The organism is Bradyrhizobium sp. 153, assembly GCF_023073835.1.
Classification (GTDB): Bacteria; Pseudomonadota; Alphaproteobacteria; order Rhizobiales; family Xanthobacteraceae; genus Bradyrhizobium.
This window is the reverse complement of sequence record NZ_JADPKH010000029.1, coordinates 245,014-264,785: the sequence shown is the minus strand read 5'-3', so window position 1 is coordinate 264,785 and position 19,772 is coordinate 245,014. Positions and strand designations below refer to the sequence as shown.

The window sequence follows — 19,772 nt, the reverse complement described above, 5'->3', positions numbered from 1 at the left end:
CTGACACCACCATCTCCTTGCGCCTCAAGCTCAAGCGCGCCGGGTGGAACGATGCCTTTCTTTTTGAGCTCCTCGGCCACATGCGATAGCCCTGCCCTCTAGGGGAGGGTGAAGCATCGCGCTTCTTCAATCTCTACTTCGCCGCTTCGGCGCTCGCCATCACCGGGCGCACCGGATCGCCCTCGCGCAGCAGCGCGCCGGCGCGGGCGACGACGACGTCGCCATCGTTGAGTCCGTCGCGGACCTCGATATTGCCGCCCGCCATCAATCCGATCTCGACGCGCTTGGTCTCGACGCGATTGCGGCGGATCACCTGCACCACGGTGCCGGCCGAGGAATATTGCACGGCCGTCAGCGGCACCGCGACGTTGCAGCTCTGCCCGGTCTTGATCAGCGCGCGGCCGCTCGCATTCAGCAACAGGCGCTTCTGCGAGGAGATGCCGATATAGACCATGCCCTGCTGGATGTTCGGCTCAACGGTCGGTCCGATGCGGCGAATCTTGCCATCGATGTCGCCGGCGCCGGCAATGCGCACGGTGGCCTGCTGGTTGACGGCGAGCTTGCGCATGTCGGTGGTCGCGACCATGCCGACCAGATCGTATTCGCTGCGCGCCACGATCGTGAACAGGGCCTCGCCTTTGGCCGAGGCGAAATTGCCGATCTGCGCGGTCGACGTGGCGATCACGCCCGCCACCGGCGCGGTGACCTGAAGCGTGCCGCCTTCCGGCAGCGCCAGCCGCGCCAGCACCTGGCCGGCGGTGGTGGTCTGGCCGGCTTCCGCCAGCACCTCGGTCACTTTCAGGCCCGGACGTTCGGGCCGCACCGACGTTTCCTCGCGCGCAATGATCGTGCCGGTGGCTTCGACGATGTCGGAGAAGCAGGATTTCGCGACCTTCAGCACCGTGACTGCTGGCCCCTTGGGGGCATCGTCCTCGGCGGCTCCGGCCGGATATTGGCCGAGAGCGAACACTCCGGCGATGGCTGCGGGAAACAGGCTTCGGGCAACGGCACGGGGCAAATGACGCATCGAAAATTCCATGGGGTTCAAGCCCTTCAATCGATAGCAGATGGCAACGGGCCGGACTACGGCAGCGTTGTCCCACGGCGGGACGCCACGCCTGCGCGGGCCGCCGCGGCAAGTCCTTGATTAGTCGCGGGATTGGCGATCAGGTTCGCTCCCGCCGGATGGGGCAGGTCGCAGTGCAGGACCGGCCGTCAGCTCCGGCGATCGCCGACCGTCATGCCGGTGGAGCGGTCGAGCAGATGATCGTCGCCAAGCCGATACTGCACGTTCAAGCCGGTCCGGGGGCACTTGAAGACGATCTGACGGTCCATGCCCGGTGATATGAGGCAGGCTGCGCGAAACTACCGATGTTAGCGCAGGCCGGCCGCGCCTCCCTCACGGCAGGCTCAGAAACTCCACCCAGTTCGGCTTCTTGCCGGTGGGATAGGATTTCAGCTTGGCGAGCGCGCCGCTGCTCTGGTCGATCGCATAGACCGTCATGCCGTCGGAGAGTTCGCCGACCGCGGCGAGATAGCGCCCCGAGGGATCGACGTTGAAGCCGCGCGGCTGCTTCTCGGTCGGCACGCTGCCGATCGTGGTCAGCTTGCCGCTTGTTGCATCGACCTTGTAGGCGGTGAGCGTGTTCGTGGTGCGCTCTGAGGCGTAGAGGAAGCGCCCGTCCGGCGTGATGTGGATGTCGGCAGCCCAAGGCTTTCCGTTGAAGCCCTCGGGCAGCGCGGTGGTGCGCTGGGTCTCGGTCCAGGCGCCGTTCTTGGCCTCATAACTGAACGCCGCGACGTCGCCGTTCAGCTCGTGAATGAGATAGACGAACTTGCCGTTGGGGTGGAACACGAAGTGCCGCGGTCCCGATTTTTCCGGCACCTTGTGGGCAGGTGGATCGCTCGGCGTCAGCGTGCCGGTCGTGGCGTCGAACGCAAAGCTCAGCACCTGATCGGAGCCGAGATTGGTCGCGAACACGAAGCGATTGTCGGGCGAGGGCAGGAAGGCATGCGCGTTCAGCCCGGTCGGGATTATCTGCTTCGGCTCGCCGGCGACGCCGTTTGCGCCAAGCGGATTGAGCGCGACCTTGTTGCCGCCATAGGAGGCGCTGAACAGGAATTTGCCGCTGCGATCGACGGCGATATGGGCCATGCTGTCGGCGAGCGGCCCGTTGCCCACATGACTGAGGCGGCCCGTCTTGGGATCGATCGCGAAGCTCACCGCAAGGTATGGCTGCGAGCGGATTCCGGCGATCAGCACGCGCTTGTCAGGCGTGATCGCCAGCGGCGTCGAGGAGCCCGGCTTTTCGATGCCGGTAAAAGCGGCCGTCTGCACCGGCGTCATCTCGCCGCTCTCGGCCATCTTGAACACGCTGACGTCGTTGCTGTCGGCGTCGCCGACATAGGCGAAGGTCTCGGCCATGCCGGCACGGACTCCAGGAATGAGGGCGAGAAAGGCGAGGGTGGTGGCGATCGCAGCGCGCGGCAGGCGCCGCGCGATACGTCGGGTCGGTCTCAACATGGTCTCCTCCTCAAAGCCGGTGCGGCATTGTCGTTTTGCCGTTGAGGATAGCGGGAGGCGCGCCGTCACACCAAATTCCAGTTGGGATTGATCGATGCCGAAATTGTATCGGTGGCTCAGGATGGCTACCGCACCGCCGCCGTCACGCTGCGGGAGGGCAAATGCGGGCCGGGCGGGCGATTCGGCGGCCCGAGCACGGTCCATACGGTGACCGCAAGCAGCCCGCAGGTCAGGATGGTCCAGGCGATCAGTCGTCTCCGCATCAGCCCTAATCCATCGGTCGAAATCGCGATGCCCCCGGGGCAACGATCGTGCACCGCAAACCGCGGCGATCCTATGACCTCGTTCACAGGCGAACCAATGCCGCCCCAGCGCATTGAAGCATTATGCCCCGTGAAAACGATCTCGAAGGCGAGCCCGACATGGGCGGCAAGCATGGCGGCCAGAAAGGCCAGCCCAAGCTGCCGCCGCGTCCGCTTGAGGGCGAGCGCGACGAGGACGTCGTGGCAAAGCGCCACACCGGTCAAACCGGTCGCAGCTCCCCGCCGACCAAACAAAAATAGCGCCGCATGCGCACCGGGAACGGCAGCCTCGCCTTGCCGTTATCCTGATCCCCGGGCGGAGGAGATCGAAACGGAGGCTGGCACGTGTTTTGGATCTATTGGGACACCGCCTGGTCGCTGATCATCAGCGGCATCATGTTCGCCACCATCGTCGCCCATCCCGACGCCGAGATCGCCGAAGTCCGTGCCGCAAAAGGCCTGATGTGAGCTTTCGTCCCTCCGCGACGTCATCCTGCATGCTGCGCGAAAAAGCCCGATGAGATCGGGATGTGATCGTCACTGCGCGTCCATTCATCTTCGAGCATGATGCTGACACCGGCGCACACTCGCTTTCGGAACACGCTTCGTCATTCTCGCTCCCTGATCGAGTCCAGCTTCAAATCAATCGTCGGCACTTGTACGGACCGGTGCGTTCTATGGCTGCGCGGACATCGCGGATGGAGCGGCCGTAATGAGCGCGCCGCTAAGCCGCCGCGGCCTGTGCCGACAAGAGCTGCTTCAGTTTCGCCGCCGGCACGGCCGGGCTGAACAGCCAGCCCTGCATCTGGCTGCATCCGAGCTGACGCAGCACCTCGCGCTGGGCCTCGGTCTCGACGCCTTCGGCCGTCGTCGCCATGTGCCGCGCGGCGGCCATGTGCACCACCGCCTGCACGATCGGGGAGGAATCATCAGGCTCGCCGATGTCGCTGATGAAGCTGCGGTCGATCTTGATCTTGTCGAACGGGAAGCGGTGCAGATAGCTCAGTGACGAATAGCCGGTGCCGAAATCGTCGAGCGCGATGCGCACGCCGAGCTCGCGCAGCTGCTGGAGGATCGTCAGCGCCTCCTCGTCGTCGCGGATCAGCACGGTCTCGGTGATCTCAAGCTCGAGCCGTCCCGGTGCCAGCCCCGATTCCGCGAGCGCCGCGGCGATCTTGAGCGCCAGCGTCCGCGATCGGAACTGCACCGGCGAGACATTCACCGCGATGTGGATCTGGCCGGGCCAGCTCGCGGCCTCGGTACAGGCCTGCTTCAGCACCCATTCGCCGATCTCGCTGATCAGGCCGGTGTCTTCGGCGACCGGGATGAAGTCCGCCGGCGAAACCATGCCGCGCTCGGGATGGCGCCAGCGCAGCAGCGCCTCGCAGCCGGTGACGACATTGGCCGCGAGGTCGACCAGCGGCTGGTAGTGCACCTCGAACTCGCCGCGCGCAAGCGCCTGGCGCAGATCGAGCTCGAGCTGCCGGCGCTGCCGCGCCTTGGCGTCGTATTCGGGCGAGAAGATGCGAAAGGTGCGGCGCCCTTCCGACTTCGCCGCATACATCGCAAGATCGGCGCGCTTGAGCAGGTCGTCGATATTGTCGCCGTGATCGGGCGCGATCGCGATGCCGATGCTGGCGTCGGTCGGGATTTCCTGGCCCTTGCAATTGACGGGCGCTCGCAGCGCATTCAAGATCGTTTCCGCCAACGCGGCCAGCTGAGCCTGATCGTTGGTGCCGGCCTTGATGATCGCGAATTCGTCGCCGCCGAGCCGTGCGACCATGTCGTTGCCGCTGACGCAGGCGCGCAGGCGGCTTGCGACCTGGCGCAGCAGCTCGTCGCCGACCTCATGTCCCAGCGAATCGTTGACGCCCTTGAACTCGTCGACATCGATATAGAGGATCGCGAACGGCTTGCCCTGGCCGAGCTCGGCGACGCGGCGCTCCAGATGGCCGCGCATCAGCACGCGGTTGGGCAGGTCGGTCAGCGCGTCGTAATGCGCCATATGCGCAATGCGCTCGTCGGCGCGGATGCGCTCGGTGACGTCGTCATGGGTCGCGAGCCAGCCGCCGGCCGCGCCCGGCTGGTTCTTGATCTCGATCAGGCGGCCGTCGGCGGTCTCGACGATGGCGCTCTGGGTGCGCCCGATATGGCTCAGGATATCGTCGCAATAGGACTCAACGTCGCCGTGGAACGAGCCGGTGTGGTGGCGATGCCGGATCACGTCGCGGAAATGGACGCCTGGCTTCACCACGTCGGCGGATAGCGCGTACATTTCGATATAGCGCCGGTTGCAGACGATCAGCCGCTCGTCCTGATCGAACATCAACAGGCCCTGCGTCATGGTGTTCATCGCGGTGTCGAGTCGTTGCTTCTCCAGCGAGAGCCGGTGCGTCACCTGGCGGAAGATCAGATAGAGCGTCAGCACGAGCAGGCCGATCGACAGCACGGCCACCATGACGAAGAATTTCGTCTGCGTGCGCCAGGTGGCCAGCGTTGCATCCAGCGACTTGGTCGCGACCACGACCAGCGGCTCACCGGTGAGGAGGCGCGCGGCGACGATGCGGTCCTTGCCGTCGATCGGGCTTGCGAGCTGGGTGGTGACGAAGGTGCGCTCGAACACCGCCATCTGCTCGGGCGTGCCCTTGCGGAAGTTCTGCCCGATCATGTCATCGACATGCGGGATGCGTGCGAGCAGCTGGCCGTTCTGGTGGTGCATCGCAATCGAGGATTCCTCGCCGAGCCCGGTCGAGGCGAAGAAGGATTCGAGCTGCTCCGGCGCGATCGCGCGCGAGACCAGCCCAAGGAATTCGCCGTGCGGGCCGGAGACGCGCCGCGCGAACACGATCGCCGGCCCGTTGCCGAGCCGGCCCCGTACGATCTCGATCTCTTCCTGCGCGGCCGGATCGTTCTTGAGGCGATTGAAATAGCCGCGGTCGGCCACCGAAATCGCGGCAACCGGCCAGCGCCGCGATGAATTGATCAGCACACCCTCGGAATCGAACACATTGGCGCCGGCGACGTCAGACCAGCCGCTGGCCTTTGCGCGCAGCACCTCGTGCACGGCGAGCGTGCCCATCTCGCTGCGAAAGACCTCAGCGGATTCGATGCCATGACTTTCGAGCTCGGCGATGATGCTCTTCTGGAGCACCGCAAAGTCCTCGAACTCACGGTCGAAATGCCGGGCGAGCATGCGGACGGAGTTTTGCAGGCTCTCGCGGCCGCTCTCGATTGCATTCTGCCGAAAGCGGTCGACGGTGAGCGCGGTGCCGACGGCGGTCGCGGCCATCAGCACGAAGCCGCCGACGATCAGCCATGTCAGCGGTGCCCCGCGCCAACGGCGCAGCAACGCGCGCATCCGCGCGGTCGATCCAATCGATGTGCCCATCCAGCCCTCCCGTGGAACGCAAGATGCAGCAAAACCGCCAAGACCCCGTTACCAGCGAGGGTTAGGGAAGGATGAATTGGAACGCGCGGGCTGGCGCGGTTCATCCGGGGCGCGCCTGAACGGAGGCTTGTCATCCCAATGATCGTCTTGCTGCCGCAGCCAAATCGGCGCAATTTGCCGCGTCCGCTGATTTGCGACCCAGGTTCTGACTAAGGTTCATTTTCGATGATCACCGCATCCAAGGCCTTCATTGCATTCTGTCTGCTCGCGGTGGGCGGTACCGCGGTGGTGATCGGCCCCACCGACCTGCGTCGCCTGCTGCTGACGGGCGAGGCGAAGACCGAAGTCGCCGCCAAGCCGGAGGCAAAGGTCGAACCCAGACCGGAACTCAAACAGGATCCCAAGTCGGAAGAGCCGAAGCTTGCCGCCAGCGCGCCGGCCGCAACCGTCTCGCCGGTGCCCGAGCCGAAGGTGGGTGCGTTGGCCGAGACGCAGAAACAGGTCGCGGCGCTGGCCGATCTCGCGCCGGTCAAGCCGCCGGCGGCTGCGACCGATGCGGGCCCCCGTTTCGACGTTGCGCGGATCGACGATCATGGCGAAGCCGCGGTGATCGCCGGCCGGGCCACACCGGGTGCGAAGGTCGAGCTCTTGCGCGACGGCAAGCCGCTCGATTCGGTCGTGGCCGATGCGTCGGGGCAGTTCGTGATGACCCCGCCGCAGCTTCCTGCCGGTTCCTATGAGCTGACCCTGCGGGCGAAATCGACCGACGGGACCGTCACGCAATCCGCCCGCTCCATGCCGGTGACGATCGCCGAAGCCGCGCCGCCGCCCGCGCGCCCGGTACCGGCCGCGCGGCAGGAAGCGAAGCAAGAAGCGAAACAAGCGCCGAACCAGGCCGAGAAACCCGACGACAGGCCTGAAGTCGTGGCCTCCTTGCCCTCGGCGGCGCCACGCCTGGCCTCGGCACCCGACGGGCCCGCGGCTCGGCCCAGATTGACTGGCGCGCCGAAGCCGAAGGTCATGGCCCGCGCACCGGCGGCGACCGCAGTGGCATCGGCTTCGCCGGCGGACGCACTCAATGGTGCACCGGCGGAAGCGGGTGGCAGCCGCGTGATCTCCCGCGGCGATAGCCTGTGGGCGCTCAGCCGGCTTGCCTATGGTGACGGCGCCCGCTACGCCGTGATCTTCAACGCCAACCGCAGCAAGATCCATAATCCCAATTTGATCTATCCCGGCCAGACCGTCGTGATGCCGCCAAAGGCGCAGTGAGGCGGTTTTTCTTCTTTCTCTCTTCTCTGCGGCCATCTTTCGAGACGCCCCCTCAGGCGGGCCCTCAGGATGAGGACGATGAGCGCGGCAGCAGTTTCAACAGGCACCGATGCTGCCTAGCCTCATCCTGAGGAGACCGCGGAGCGGTCGTCTCGAAGGACGAGGCGTGCCCTCAGGCCCGGCCAAGCGCCATATGCGCGATAGTCCTGACGCAAGCGGGGAGCTGCCGCGACGCTTTGCCCGGTGCCGCTCCGGAACAATCGGTTCCCCCAGGCGTCATTGTGATGCGACGCAGTGCGCGCTTGGCGCTGGGAGGAGGCCGAGGTGGTCGGGTCAGCTTTCGTGTCCGGACGCATGGGACTGGCGTTGGCGGGCGCTGCCCTCATGTGTGTGGCAGTGCTGCTGCCTGACAAGGCCGAGGCCCAGTTCGGATTGCGCGGCGGTCCGCTCGGCGTTGCACGTTTTGCCGTCGGCCACATGATCGGCATGTCGCGCTTGCGCCATGCCCGCATGGCGGTGCGCGGTGGCCGATACCGTTCGGCCGCGCTGAGGTCGCAGGATCCCCGCGGCGCCGAGCGCGGCCAGCCTGCCAACCCTTACGTCCTGCGTGCGGCGCTCACGGCGCAGGCTGCGCTGTCGGGCTGGCAGGGCGGTCGCCGTCCGCAGGGATGGTGGCGCCATCCCGACGGCAGCTATGGCTGGGTCGGCCCGGTGTTCTGGCCGTTCGCGCATGATGATCTCACCACCGCGATCATCTTCGGCGACACCACCAGCCTCTCGCTCTATGGCTATGGCGACATCTATGCGGCGATCTTCGCGCCCTACGTCGCCACCGAACTTGCCGCCTACATCGCGCCGCAAGGCCGGCGCGCTCGGCGAATTCCGTCCGCGGAGACTCTTTGCGAAGCCAGCGACGCCGGCGGTCTCCCCGTCGAGCGGGTCACCGCCGCCGTGGCGCCGAACGAATCGCAGCGCACCGCGCTCGACGAGCTCGCATCCGCCTGGGCCGCTGCGCGCGACACCATCCGTGCCGCCTGCCCGACGCAGGCCCCGGCCACGGCCGCCGAGCGCCTCGGCCTGATGAGTGAGCGGCTCCAGGCCATGATCAAGGCCATTGACGCGGTCGCGCCGCCGCTTTCGAAATTCGTCGGTCTCCTCAATGACGACCAGAAGGCAAGACTCAATGCGCTCGCCAATGAGCGTCGCGCCGCGCTTGCCGCGGCTCTGCCCAAGGACGCGCAGGCGGCCGCCGCCTGCAAGCCGGACTATGATCCTCGCTATGACGAAAAGGCGCAGCGCCAATACGAGCAGCTCGTGCAGCAGCAATGGCCCGTTGCCGAGATTGCTTCCACGCTCAAGCTCGACGAGATCGCCCGCGCCCGCCTTGACGTGCTCCAGGACACCACTCTGCGCACCGTGGAGACACTGAGCGCCTGCCCGGCGGAGGCCGCCGCGACACCGCAGGCCCGCCTCGCCGCCGTGAAGGCGCGGCTGGAGACAATGCTGCAAGCGGTCGGCGGCGTCAGCGATGCACTCGACGATTTCGAGGCGGATCTGAGCGACGAGCAGAAGGCCGGCTTCGAGGCGATCGGGCCGAAGCGGGGGGCGTGAGCGCAGAAGGGATGTGGTTCGCGGGAGGGTCGGAGAGATGATGTCTTTCTCCCAGTGTTTTGCCCGACGTGTCAAACCACGCCACCACCCGCGCGAGGCCCTCGTAAGTCATTGATCTTGCAGCCCCCGCCTACTGTGCATGGGGTTGTTTTCGCACTTTTGTCTTGGCTACCCTCGCCGCCGCACCGCGGCCGCATCCACCACGTTCTCCACCTCCTCGCGCCAGGACAAGATTTCCATCGCGAGCACGGGGTGATTGAAGCCCTTGAGATGGAGATCGTCGAGGGCGCGGGCTTCGACCCACGGTTCGACCATGCCGTAGACGCGGCGGCTCACCACGATCTGGTTGGGCTTAGCCTCGCCGCAGAGGCGGGAGGCGAGGTTGGTGACGCTGCCGATCGCGGCATATTCCAGCCGCTGCTCAAAGCCGACTTGGCCGAGCGTCGCATAGCCGAGCGCAATGCCGATGCCGAAGCCGAGGCTATGGCCGCGGTTGCGCCAGCGCTCGGTCAGCGGGCCGATCGTGTCGCGCATCTCCACCGCCATCTTCACGGCGCGCTTCGTGTGGTCCTCGAATTGAATCGGCGCATTGAACAGGATCATGACACCGTCGCCGGCATATTTGTCGAGCGTGCCCTCATACTTGAAGATCAGCTTGCCGAGCGCGGCGTGATATTCGCGCAGCACGTTCATCGCCTCTTCCGGCTCGGTTGCTTCCGTGAACGCGGTGAAGCCGCGCAGGTCGCAGAACACCACGGTCACCTCGCGGCGCTGGCTGGTGAGCAGCCCCTCAGGGCTGTCCGAGGAGGCGATCAGCTGGGCGACCTGCGGCGCCAGGAAACGCTCGAGCTTGCGGATGCGCTCGATCTCGCCGAGCTGGGTCTTGACCCGAGCCTCCAGCGACTTGTTCCAGTCCTTGAGCTGCTCGGTCTGCTCGCGCAGCTTGTCGGCCTGGGCGCGCACGGTCTCGTTCGCCGCCTCCAGCGCGCGGCTCTTGTGATCGACCTCGGTGAACAGCCGCGCATTGCGCATCGCCAGCACCGCCTGGTTGGCAAAGGTGCGCATCAGGCCGATGATGCTGGGGGCGAATTCGCCGCTGGCACGGCGCAGCACGACCAGCGAACCGAGCGTGCCCTGCTGGTCGACCAGCGGCACCACCAGCACCGAATGGAAGCCGGCATTGACGGCGACGTCGCGCAACGGCTGCTCGAAAGCATGGTCGAGATCGGCCAGCGCAATCGGCTCGCCGGTCATCGCCGCATCGCTCAGGATGTTCTCGCCCTCGTCGATGGTGAGGTGGGCACCGTCGGCCGATTTGCCGATGCCATTGGCCTCGACCAGGCTGAAGCGGCGCTCATCCGCGTCATAGCCGTAGATCAGCACGGCATCGGCACGGGTGATCTCGATCGCGCGGGCGGCGATCGTCGGCAGCACGGCATCGAGATCGAGCGAGGAGGCGACCGCGCGGCCGACCTCTTCCAGCACCTTGAGCTCGTGGATCGACTGCGCGAGATCACGGGTGCGCTCCTCGACCTTGGTCTCCAGGTTCGAATAGGTCTCCTGGATCTGATCGGCCATGCGGTTGAACTGGCTTGCGAGGTCTTCCAGCTCGTCCGAGGTGCGCACATCGATGCGATGACTGAAATCCCCCTCGCCGAGCTTGTGGGCGCCGTCGCGCAGCGCCGTGATCGGGATGATCATGCGGCGGGCGAGCAGCGTGCCGGCGAGGATCGCGACCATCAGGCCCATGCCGATCAGGAGCGCGATGCGCACGAGCTGGTCGCGGATCGGCATCAAGGCCTGCGTGGCCGGCTGCTCGAACAATACGCTCCAGCCGAGCTTCGGCACCGTGCTCGCGGCGCTCATCACCGCATGGCCGTTGAAGTCGGTGCCCGACGTGTCCGGCTCGCCGCCGGGCGCGATCGCGGCCGCGACCTGCGGCAGCTTCGACAGATCCTTGCCGACATCGGGTCCTCTAGAGGACGTCGCCAGCACGCGGCCACGCGGGTCGACCACATAGGCAAAGGCGGCCTTGCCGACCTGGGCGTCGGACAGGAGCTCGGAGAGGAAGCTGAGATCGATCTCGGCGACAGTGACGCCGGCGTTGAAGCCGGAATGCGCCACCGAGATCGACATGTAAGGGGTTCGGTCGGCGAACCAGGCCGGCGCGTAGCTGACGCCGCGGGCGACGGTGTCGGTGAAGCGCATGTCGCGGGAGAGGTCGGCATTGCTCCCCGTCGTGGTCGACTGGCGCGAGACGCGCAGCACCTCGCGGCCCTCGCCGTTGAGCTGGAACAGTTGGCTGACGACCGAGACCTGGTGCAGGAGCGACGCGTAGTCGGCACGGCGCTTCTCGAGCGTATCCTGGCTCGCCCGCGTCACCCAGCTGATCTGGCGCTCGAGCTCCGAGATCGACTGCTCGACCCGCCGGGCAGCGCCTTGCGCCTTGTCCTCCAACCCGTCGATCAGCGACGTCCTGGTGGCGCGGTAGGAGATCCAGGTCTCCATCGCGCCGTTGACGGCGAGCACGAACACGACGAGGCCGACGAGGGAGACAACGTATTTGGCGAACAGGCCCTCGCGTAAAAACCGTGTCTTGTCGTTCGCTCCTGCCATCCCGATCCTCTCGCGCCGCCATTGACGCTGCGCGCTACGGGCCGCACCGGCCCTGGCAGCCTTCTACCACAATTCGGGCCAAGGATTGCCAAGGGGCCCGACCGAGCCGCCGTTGTGGTTACCCGCTGTGGGCGCCGGGACAGGTGGAAAGGCAGCGCGTGGAAAGGGGTGAATTGCAGCGGCTTCCTCGCTGTGGAGCCCAGTGCGCGGGTCCGCCAATCATCGATTGAAGAGCTGCCGCAGCACGTCGTTCATTGGCTGACTGTCCTGCTGTACCACCGGCGGGTCCTCCAGGGCGGGGGCGGCAGGCGAGGCCTGTGGCGCAGGCGTGGGTGGCGGCGCCGGCAGGCTGCGGCTGCGGCCGGTGCCAGCGCCGGCCCCGGCGCCGCTGGAAAGCCCCTGCTGGATCAGATTGCCGATGGCTTCGCCCAGGGGACCGCCGAGCAGATTGTTCTGTCCCGGCTGCGAACCTTGTGGATTGGCATTGCTGGTCGCGTTGCCACCGCCCGGTGCAGTGCCGCCCAACCCCAGGCCGCCCAGGATATTGCCAAGCCCAGCGCCATCGGGGCCGAACAGGCCCTTGCCCATCTCGCGCAGCTTGGCATAGGCGGCATCCGGATTGTCGAGCACGCCGGCCATGTCGGGATAGATCCGCGGCTGCGACCAGGTGCCCTGGATCATCACGGGGATGCCGAAGCCGACCGGATCGGAGGTACGGCCCTGACCCTCGGTCGTCATCATGAGCTTGGGCTCGACGCGGAAGCCCATCATCTTGGTGTCAAGGGCGATGGTGCCGGCGCCGGTGACGCGCACCAGCGGCCCGATCAGATTGAGATCGGTCGTCACCGCCTGGCCCTTGTCGATGCGGAAGGAGGCCGAGAGCTGCGACAGGTCCGTGCTCTGGTCCCGGCTGGGGTCCTGGTCTTGTTGCCAGCCGGACAGCGTGCCCGTGGTCAGCGAGCGGATCATCTGCGCAACGTTGATGCCGCGGATCGCGCCGTCCTGGAAATTGACGAAGGCCGTGCCCTGCATGTTCGCCATCAGCGCGCGCTGGCTGGTGCCGGCGCTGCGCAAAGCGAGCTTGGCCTGCAGCTTGCCGTCGATGCGGTCGAATTCGGCAAGCCCCTGGAGCAGCGGCAGCGCGCGCACGCCGACGAGGTCGGAATGCATGGCGAAGCTCGGCGCGCCGGTGGTCGCGTCCAGGATCATCTCGCCCGAGACCTGGCCGCCATAGGCGCCGAGATTGGCGGTGCCGGCCTTCAGCACACCGCCGGCGAGTTTTGCATCGAGCGCGAGCGGCGAAAGCCGCGCATCACCGATCACGGCTTCGTTCGCCGAGATCCTGACTTGCGCGTCGACATAATTAAGCCCGGAGACGTCGATCGGCGCACTGCTCCAGGGCTGCCCGGCCGCGCCCTCCGGCGATTTCGCCAGCGGAATCGCGAGCCGCTGGAAGTCGAGATCGACCTTGACCAGCGGCTTGCTCGCGATGTCGACCGAAGCCCAGCCGTTGAAGGGGCTGTCGCCGAGCCTGCCGTTCAGGCCGTTGATCATCACGATGTCGCCGCTCAGCCGGATCTCGGCGTGACCTGCGAGCTGGGACTTCAGCACGTCAGGCATGTCGATGGCGAAGTCGACCGGGATCGTCGGCCGGTCGCCCGCCGCCGTCGGCGTGGTCCCCTTGATGTCGAACTTGGTCGGATGTTCGCCGACGCGCGCGGTGCCGGTGATGTTGACTTTGCGATCGCCACCAACGATCGCCTCGGCGTTGATGGCGCTGATGCGGCCCTCGACGCGATCGCGCACGCGCGCGAATGCAATCTCGCCATCGGTGATCTTGACGCGATCGATGGTCGCGCTATTCGTGTCGAGCGCGAGCGGCTTCGACGCGGTGCCGGCATTCGGCAGGCGCTCACGCAGCAGCGGCTGGTAAAGCACGGGATGGGTGACGACGAGCTCGCTGATCTCAGGCTGGCCCGACCACACGCTGGAGAGCGACATGTCGGCCTGCACGCTGTCGACCGTCAGGCGCGTGATGCCGCTGCGGTCCTTCGGGTCTTGCAGCGTGAGGTCGCCCAGGGTGACGTTCAGCGTCGGCCACAGGCTGATCTTCGTGGTGCCGTCGATCGACAGGCGATAGCCGGTCGCGCTCTCGACCCGCGCGGCAATCGTCGAGGTCAGGAAGCCGGAGGGGATTCCGACCACCAGAAGGATTGCGATCACGATGATGACGGCGGCTATTGTCGCGCCGACGAACTTCATAGCTCTCATGTCGACTTCCCAGCGACGGACAATCGGCGGCGAACCCGGCAGATTACCGTCATTTGCACGTGAGTTTATCCCGGGACGGGAAGCGGCTCCAAGCGCGCAAAAATAGTCGGGAGGTGCTGCAAAGTTATGTGACTTATGCCACACTTCTCCGGCGCGGTTTTACGCCATCCTACGCTGATGGTTCCAAGCGATTTGCCAAAGTCATTCACGAGTAAATTGACAAGGACATTGAAATGAGCAAGCAGGCCGAATTTGCGGTCATCCTGAAGATGAACGCGATGTTCGCTGACCTCGGCGCGGACGAACTCCAGCGGCTGTCCGGTCTCTGCCACACCCAGCATCTGGCGAGCGGCGAGGTGCTGTTTCAGAAGGGCGATCCAGGAGACGCGCTGTTCGGCGTGCGCCGCGGCCAGGTCCGCATCGAGACCGGCGCCTCCGACGGCAGCCGGCTGACGCTGAACTTCATGGGGCCGGGCGACCTGTTCGGTGAGGTCGCGGTGCTGGACGGCCAGAGCCGCACGGCCGATGCGACCGCGGGCGAGGCGAGCGAATTGTTCGTGCTGCGGCGCGAGGATTTCCTCGGTTTCCTCGAGCGCGAGCCGAAGGTCGCGATCAAGATCATCGCGCTGCTCTGCCAGCGCATCCGCTGGCAGAGCGAGCGCATGGAGGAATCCATGCTGCAACCGCTGCCGGTCCGGCTGGCGCGGCGGCTCTGCGCGCTCGCCGCCGATTTCGGCTCGGAGGTGCACATCTCGCAGGAGCAGCTCGGCGTCTTCGTCGGCGCCGCCCGTGAAAGTGTCAACCGCCAGCTTCAGGCCTGGCGCAAGGAGGCAATCCTCGATCTCCAGCGCGGCCGGATATTGCTGAGGAACATGACAAAGCTGACCGCGATCGCACGGAACGAGTAGAATCAAGCGATCGGGAGTCTGCGCCGACGCACACGTTCCGGTTGATCGTGATGATGCTATCCTGGATTTCGTTCTCAGGCAGGGCAGATAAAACCTCCGCCAATCGGGCCCGGACGGCCGCTTCCGTCCAGTCGCCCCCTCGGAATAGAATGAGACTTGGGCTGTCACTTCCCGCAGTCGCGATCAGGCGAGGGCAGTCGAGATCCGCCGTGATGATCGTGCGATCCTCCTGTCTGGCACGATCGATGATCTCCACATCGCTTGCAGAATGAAAGCCTATCGCGGAAGCATGCACCGCATCATGCCCCATCTCTGTCAGCCAGTGCGACAAGTAAGGGCGAGAGGGGCATGTCGATGATGAATTTCACTTCGCCGTAACAGCGGGGTGCAGCTCGACGGATTCATCCTCAGCAAGGAAGGCCGCGTAGCGCAACGCTTCGTCGATGTCTCCACGTTCGAGATACGGGTAGTCGTTCAACACGGATTCACGTGTTTCGCCGGCAGCCAACAAGCCGAGCAGCCGTGCGACCGGAAATCGCATCCCGCGAATACAGGGCTTGCCGGTGCAGACCGCAGGATCGATCGTGATACGCGAGAAAGTCATGGGGCTAACATAGCGCCTGGAGGCGCCGTTCGCCAGTGTGCCGCCCTGGTTTGCTCGCCGGGATTTCACTCCGCCGCTGGGCGCGCGATGTTCTTCGGCGTCGGCGCCGCTTCCGCCGGCGCTGCTCCGTGATGACCGGGAGCCATCGCGTCCTCGCTGTGCACGATCAATCGCTTGGCGAAGCGCCAGATCAGTGCGCCGAAATCGTCCATCACCATGAACATCGCAGGCACGAACACCAGCGACAGGATGGTCGAGAAGATCAGGCCACCGATCACCGCGAGCGCCATCGGTGAGCGGAACTCGCCGCCGGCGCCGACCGCGAGCGCGCTCGGCATCATGCCCGCGGCCATTGCGATCGTGGTCATCACGATGGGGCGGGCGCGCTTCATGCCGGCGTCGATCATGGCCTCCTCGCGCGGCTTGCCGGTGCGAATGGCTTCGATGGCGAACTCCACCAGCATGATTGCGTTCTTGGTGACGATCCCCATCAGCATCAGGATGCCGATCCACACCGGGGTGGTGAGCTGCTTGCCGGTGACGAGCAAGGCGGCGATCGCACCGCCGATCGAGAGCGGCAGCGAGAACAGGATGGTAATCGGCTGGAGGAAAGTGCCGAACAGCAGCACCAGCACGGCGTAGACCATCATCAGGCCGGCCGTGATCGCGGTCGCAAAACCGTCGGACAGCTCGTTCAGGCTTTCGGCGTCGCCGGAGGGTGAGACTTTCACGCCTTTCGGCAGACTCTTCATCACCGGCAGGTCGTAGATCTTCTTGGTGGCATCGCCGAGCGCGGCGGAGCCGACGAGATCGGCCGCAACGGTCGCCTGCCGCTCGCGGTCGTAGCGGTTGATGCTGGTGGGGCCTTGGTCGAGCTTGACGTCGGCGATGACCGAGAGCGGCACGCCGCCCTTCTCGCCGTGCTCCCCGAGCGGGACACGGAGCTGCTCGAGCGTCTTCAGATTGCCGCGCGCGGCGTCTTCGAGCTGAACGCGGATCGGCACCAGGCGGTCGCCGACGTCGAACTTGGCGAGTGCAGGCCCGACGTCGCCGATGGTGGCGACGCGGATGGTCTGCGACAGGCTTTCGGTCGAGACGCCGAGCCGCGCGGCGAGATCGGCGCGCGGCTCGATGCGCAGCTCGGGTCGCTCCAGCGAGGTTTCCGAGATCACGTTGGAGATGGTGGGAATGCGCTTCATCTGCGTCGCAAGCTCGCTCGCGACGTTGTTGACGATGTTGGGATCCACACCGGTCACCACCAGCGAGATCGCGCGCAGGCCGTTCTCGTCGAGGAACCAGAAGCGGATGTCGGGAACGTTCTCCAGCTCCTGGCTGATCGAGAACTCGAGCTCGCGCTGGGTAATGTCGCGGCTGTCCTTGGGCGTGTAGTTGATGATCAGAGCGGCGCGCCGGACTTCCTGAGTGCCCGGCGGGACGCGCCCGCCGTCGACGAAGATGCTCTTCACCTCGGGCCGCTTGCGCAGCCGCGCGACGATGTCCTCGGTGACCTTTTCGGTGTAGGCGAGCTGAGTGCCAGGCGGCAGCTCGAGGGCAAGCAGCGAGCGGGCGCTGTCCTGCGCCGGCAGGAAGCCTTGCGGCAGCAGCGTGATGCTCCAGATCGAGGCGGCGAAGACGCCGAGCCCGATCAGCACCGTGATAAAATAGTGCTTCACCGACCAGGCCACGATCCCATGGTAGGACCGCAAGATGCGACCGGGCGGCGGCTCCACATGCGTGTGGTGCTTGAGAAAGTAGGCGGCTAGCACCGGGGTGACGAAGCGGGCCGCGAGCAGCGAGAAGAATACTTGGACCGAAACGGTAATGCCGAACTGCTTGAAGAACTGTCCGGCGATGCCCGACATGAAGCTCGCGGGTGCGAAGATCGCGATGATGGTCAGCGAGATCGCGATCACCGCGAGGCCGATCTCGTCGGCGGCCTCCAGCGCGGCACGGTAGGGCGACTTGCCCATGTTCATGTGCCGGACGATATTCTCGATCTCGACAATGGCGTCGTCGACCAGAATACCCGTCGACAGCGTGATGGCGAGAAAGCTGACGAGGTTCAGCGAGAAGCCGAGCAGGTCCATCGCCCAGAACGCCGGGAAGATCGACAACGGCAGCGAAATCGCGGCGATGATGGTCGCGCGCAGGTCGCGCAGGAACAGGAGCACAATGACGACGGCGAGGATGGCGCCTTCGAACAGGGTCGAGATCGCAGCGTGGTAATTGCCCTTGGTATATTCGACCGAGGTGTCGATCAGCTTCAGATCGACGTCGGGATAGGAGGCCTTCAGCGCGTCGATGCGCTTTTGCACGGCCTCGGCTACCTTCACGTCGCTGGCGCCCTTGGAGCGCTTGATGCCGAGCGCGACCACCGGCTCGCCGTTGAAGCGGGCGAAGGTGCGACGGTCGGCAATGGTGTCGGTGACGGTGCCAAGATCGTCGAGCCGGACCTCGCCGCCGCCGAACAGCGGGATCATTGTGCCGGCAAGATCGCCCAGCGTCTTGGCGCCGGCGAGCGTGCGGATGGCCTGGTCGTTCTTGCCGATCTCGGCGCGGCCGCCGGCGACGTCGACATTGGTGCCGCGCAGGCTCTGGCTGACATTGACCGCCGTCAGCCCCATCGCTTGCAATCGATCGGGGTCGAGCGAAACCAGGATCTCGCGCTCGACACCGCCGATGCGCTCGACCTGGGCGACGCCGCGCACACCCTGCAGCGCGCGCTTGACCACGTCGTCGACGAAATAGGAGAGCTGCTCGGGCGTCTTGCCGGGCGAGATCGCGGCATAGGTGACAATCGGCAGGCCGATGACGTCGACGCGCTGGATCAGCGGCTCAGTGACGTTCTGCGGCAGGTTGGAGCGCACGCGCGTCACCGCGTCCTTGACGTCGTTGAGCGCGCGGTCCGTGTTGGTCTCCAGCGCGAACTGGATCGTGGTGACCGACAGGCCGTCGGTGATCGAGGAGGTGATGTGCCGCACGCCCTCGACGCCGGAGACGGCGTCTTCAACCGTCTTGGTAACCTGGGATTCCAGCTCGGCAGGCGCAGCGCCGAATTGCGATACGGCGACCGAGATCACGGGAATGTCGGCCGACGGCAGCCGCGTCACCGCAAGCTTGGTGAAGGAGGTCCAGCCGAGGATCAGGAGGATGATCGAGAAGACGACCGACGGCAACGGATTGCGGATCGACCATGCCGAGATATTGAGAGCCATCAGCGTACCCGCGTGCGATCGAGTTCATCGGCGAACATGGTTTTGATCTGGTCGCCATCATGGAGCGAAGAGCCGGCGTCGGCGACAACGATTTCGCCGACCTCGAGCCCTTCCAGGATTTCCGTCGCGCTGTCGGACGATAGTCCGACCCGCACCTTGCGCGTCTCGACAATGTTGCCCTTGACGACTTGCACGGTGAGATGGTCGATCGCGGTCTTGGGAATCGAGACGCCGCAGCTTCGCTTGGCATCGATCGAGGCGCGGGCGAATACGCCGACCTTCAGCGAGGGATTGTTGGTGACGCTGATGCGGACGCGCCCGAGCTGGGTCGTGCGGTCGATTTCGGGCGCAACCAGCCGGACCCGGCCGATCAGATCGGGCGCGTCGTCGCGGCTGATGCGCACGGTCGCGCCGGAGCTGAGCTTGGGCATGTGAACCGCCGGGACCTGGGCGTCGAGCTCGATCTCGCTGTTGACGGCGATGCGGAACATCGGCCCGGCCTGCGGCGAGGCCGGCGCGCCGACGATGGTGCGGACCTCGGTGATGAGGCCCGGCGCGGGCGCCTTCAGCGAGATCGGGCCTTGCGGGCCGGGCCGCTGCGGTTGGCCCGGGATCTGCGGCGGCGCGGTCAGGCGGGCCAGTTCCTGATTATCGGTGACAACAGTGCCTTCGGTGACGAAGAGGTCCGTAACCCGAGAGCCTTCCTGGTCGGCCACGACCACGGCCTCGCGGCGCGGCACGAAGAAGCCGGTCACCCGCACGAGATCGGAGAAGCAGGCATTGGTCGACTTCGTCACGATGACGAGCGCCTCGCCCGGCGTTTCCTTCGCCTCAGGGCGATGCCGATGCTCAAACAGATAATAGCCGAGGCCGAGCGCCACGACGAACACCACCGTTCCCGCCGGCTTGAGATATTCGGAAAGGTTCATCGCCGGATCATCCTGGCCTGGCTCACGGCCGTCCGTACGAGGCCTATCGAGAGCGTTTCCCTGAAATAAAGTGGCGTCCCGCAAGGCTGCGGGACGCGCCCTGGAAGCGAGACGTTACACCACATCACGACTTGT

The 19,772-nt window shown here is 65.8% G+C and carries 14 protein-coding genes; 5 read left to right on the top strand and 9 right to left on the bottom strand.

Annotated features, from left to right (window positions below; genetic code table 11):
- Positions 1-133 precede the first annotated feature (133 nt).
- Positions 134-1,027 (bottom strand): HlyD family efflux transporter periplasmic adaptor subunit, encoded by an 894-nt coding sequence (locus IVA91_RS09205; RefSeq protein ID WP_247278646.1) that lies wholly within the window; start codon positions 1,025-1,027, stop codon positions 134-136.
- A gap of 158 nt (positions 1,028-1,185) precedes the next feature.
- Here IVA91_RS09205 and IVA91_RS09200 point away from each other — a divergent pair, with 158 nt between their 5' ends.
- Positions 1,186-1,344, top strand: a complete 159-nt coding sequence (locus tag IVA91_RS09200) for a hypothetical protein (protein WP_247450057.1) — start codon at positions 1,186-1,188, stop codon at positions 1,342-1,344.
- Positions 1,345-1,399: 55 nt separating this feature from the next.
- On the opposite strand, the gene IVA91_RS09195 is transcribed toward IVA91_RS09200, so the two are convergent.
- A complete protein-coding gene (locus IVA91_RS09195; protein WP_247278647.1) occupies positions 1,400-2,524 on the bottom strand; it encodes a lactonase family protein in 1,125 nt (374 codons plus the stop codon).
- A gap of 125 nt (positions 2,525-2,649) precedes the next feature.
- On the bottom strand, positions 2,650-3,051 hold the full coding sequence (locus tag IVA91_RS09190) for a hypothetical protein (protein WP_247416793.1): 402 nt from the start codon (positions 3,049-3,051) through the stop codon (positions 2,650-2,652).
- 120 nt (positions 3,052-3,171) lie between these two features.
- Here IVA91_RS09190 and IVA91_RS36775 point away from each other — a divergent pair, with 120 nt between their 5' ends.
- Complete coding sequence (locus tag IVA91_RS36775; RefSeq protein ID WP_346015472.1) at positions 3,172-3,294, top strand: hypothetical protein; 123 nt, start codon at positions 3,172-3,174, stop codon at positions 3,292-3,294.
- 256 nt (positions 3,295-3,550) lie between these two features.
- On the opposite strand, the gene IVA91_RS09185 is transcribed toward IVA91_RS36775, so the two are convergent.
- On the bottom strand, positions 3,551-6,214 hold the full coding sequence (locus IVA91_RS09185; RefSeq protein WP_247278650.1) for an EAL domain-containing protein: 2,664 nt from the start codon (positions 6,212-6,214) through the stop codon (positions 3,551-3,553).
- A 225-nt stretch (positions 6,215-6,439) separates the two neighbouring features.
- Here IVA91_RS09185 and IVA91_RS09180 point away from each other — a divergent pair, with 225 nt between their 5' ends.
- Together IVA91_RS09180 and IVA91_RS09175 are read left to right on the top strand one after the other, a co-directional pair.
- On the top strand, positions 6,440-7,483 hold the full coding sequence (locus IVA91_RS09180) for a LysM peptidoglycan-binding domain-containing protein (RefSeq protein WP_247278651.1): 1,044 nt from the start codon (positions 6,440-6,442) through the stop codon (positions 7,481-7,483).
- Between the two features lie 354 nt (positions 7,484-7,837).
- Complete coding sequence (locus IVA91_RS09175) at positions 7,838-9,094, top strand: Spy/CpxP family protein refolding chaperone (RefSeq protein ID WP_247416817.1); 1,257 nt, start codon at positions 7,838-7,840, stop codon at positions 9,092-9,094.
- A 168-nt stretch (positions 9,095-9,262) separates the two neighbouring features.
- On the opposite strand, the gene IVA91_RS09170 is transcribed toward IVA91_RS09175, so the two are convergent.
- Positions 9,263-11,710, bottom strand: a complete 2,448-nt coding sequence (locus IVA91_RS09170; RefSeq protein WP_247416790.1) for an adenylate/guanylate cyclase domain-containing protein — start codon at positions 11,708-11,710, stop codon at positions 9,263-9,265.
- Between the two features lie 219 nt (positions 11,711-11,929).
- Positions 11,930-13,981, bottom strand: coding sequence for an AsmA family protein (locus IVA91_RS09165; protein WP_247278654.1), 2,052 nt, complete (start codon positions 13,979-13,981; stop codon positions 11,930-11,932).
- A 233-nt stretch (positions 13,982-14,214) separates the two neighbouring features.
- Here IVA91_RS09165 and IVA91_RS09160 point away from each other — a divergent pair, with 233 nt between their 5' ends.
- Positions 14,215-14,889, top strand: a complete 675-nt coding sequence (locus tag IVA91_RS09160; RefSeq protein ID WP_247278655.1) for a Crp/Fnr family transcriptional regulator — start codon at positions 14,215-14,217, stop codon at positions 14,887-14,889.
- A 364-nt stretch (positions 14,890-15,253) separates the two neighbouring features.
- Here IVA91_RS09160 and IVA91_RS09155 read toward each other — a convergent pair whose 3' ends face one another.
- From IVA91_RS09155 to IVA91_RS09145, 3 genes are all read right to left on the bottom strand, one after another.
- Entirely contained in the window at positions 15,254-15,493 is a 240-nt protein-coding gene (locus IVA91_RS09155; protein ID WP_247278656.1) for a DUF433 domain-containing protein, read from the bottom strand.
- A gap of 65 nt (positions 15,494-15,558) precedes the next feature.
- Positions 15,559-18,708, bottom strand: a complete 3,150-nt coding sequence (locus IVA91_RS09150) for an efflux RND transporter permease subunit (protein ID WP_247278657.1) — start codon at positions 18,706-18,708, stop codon at positions 15,559-15,561.
- Entirely contained in the window at positions 18,708-19,637 is a 930-nt protein-coding gene (locus tag IVA91_RS09145) for an efflux RND transporter periplasmic adaptor subunit (protein ID WP_247278658.1), read from the bottom strand. Before IVA91_RS09145 ends, IVA91_RS09150 begins: the two co-directional genes overlap by 1 nt.
- Positions 19,638-19,772: the final 135 nt, after the last annotated feature.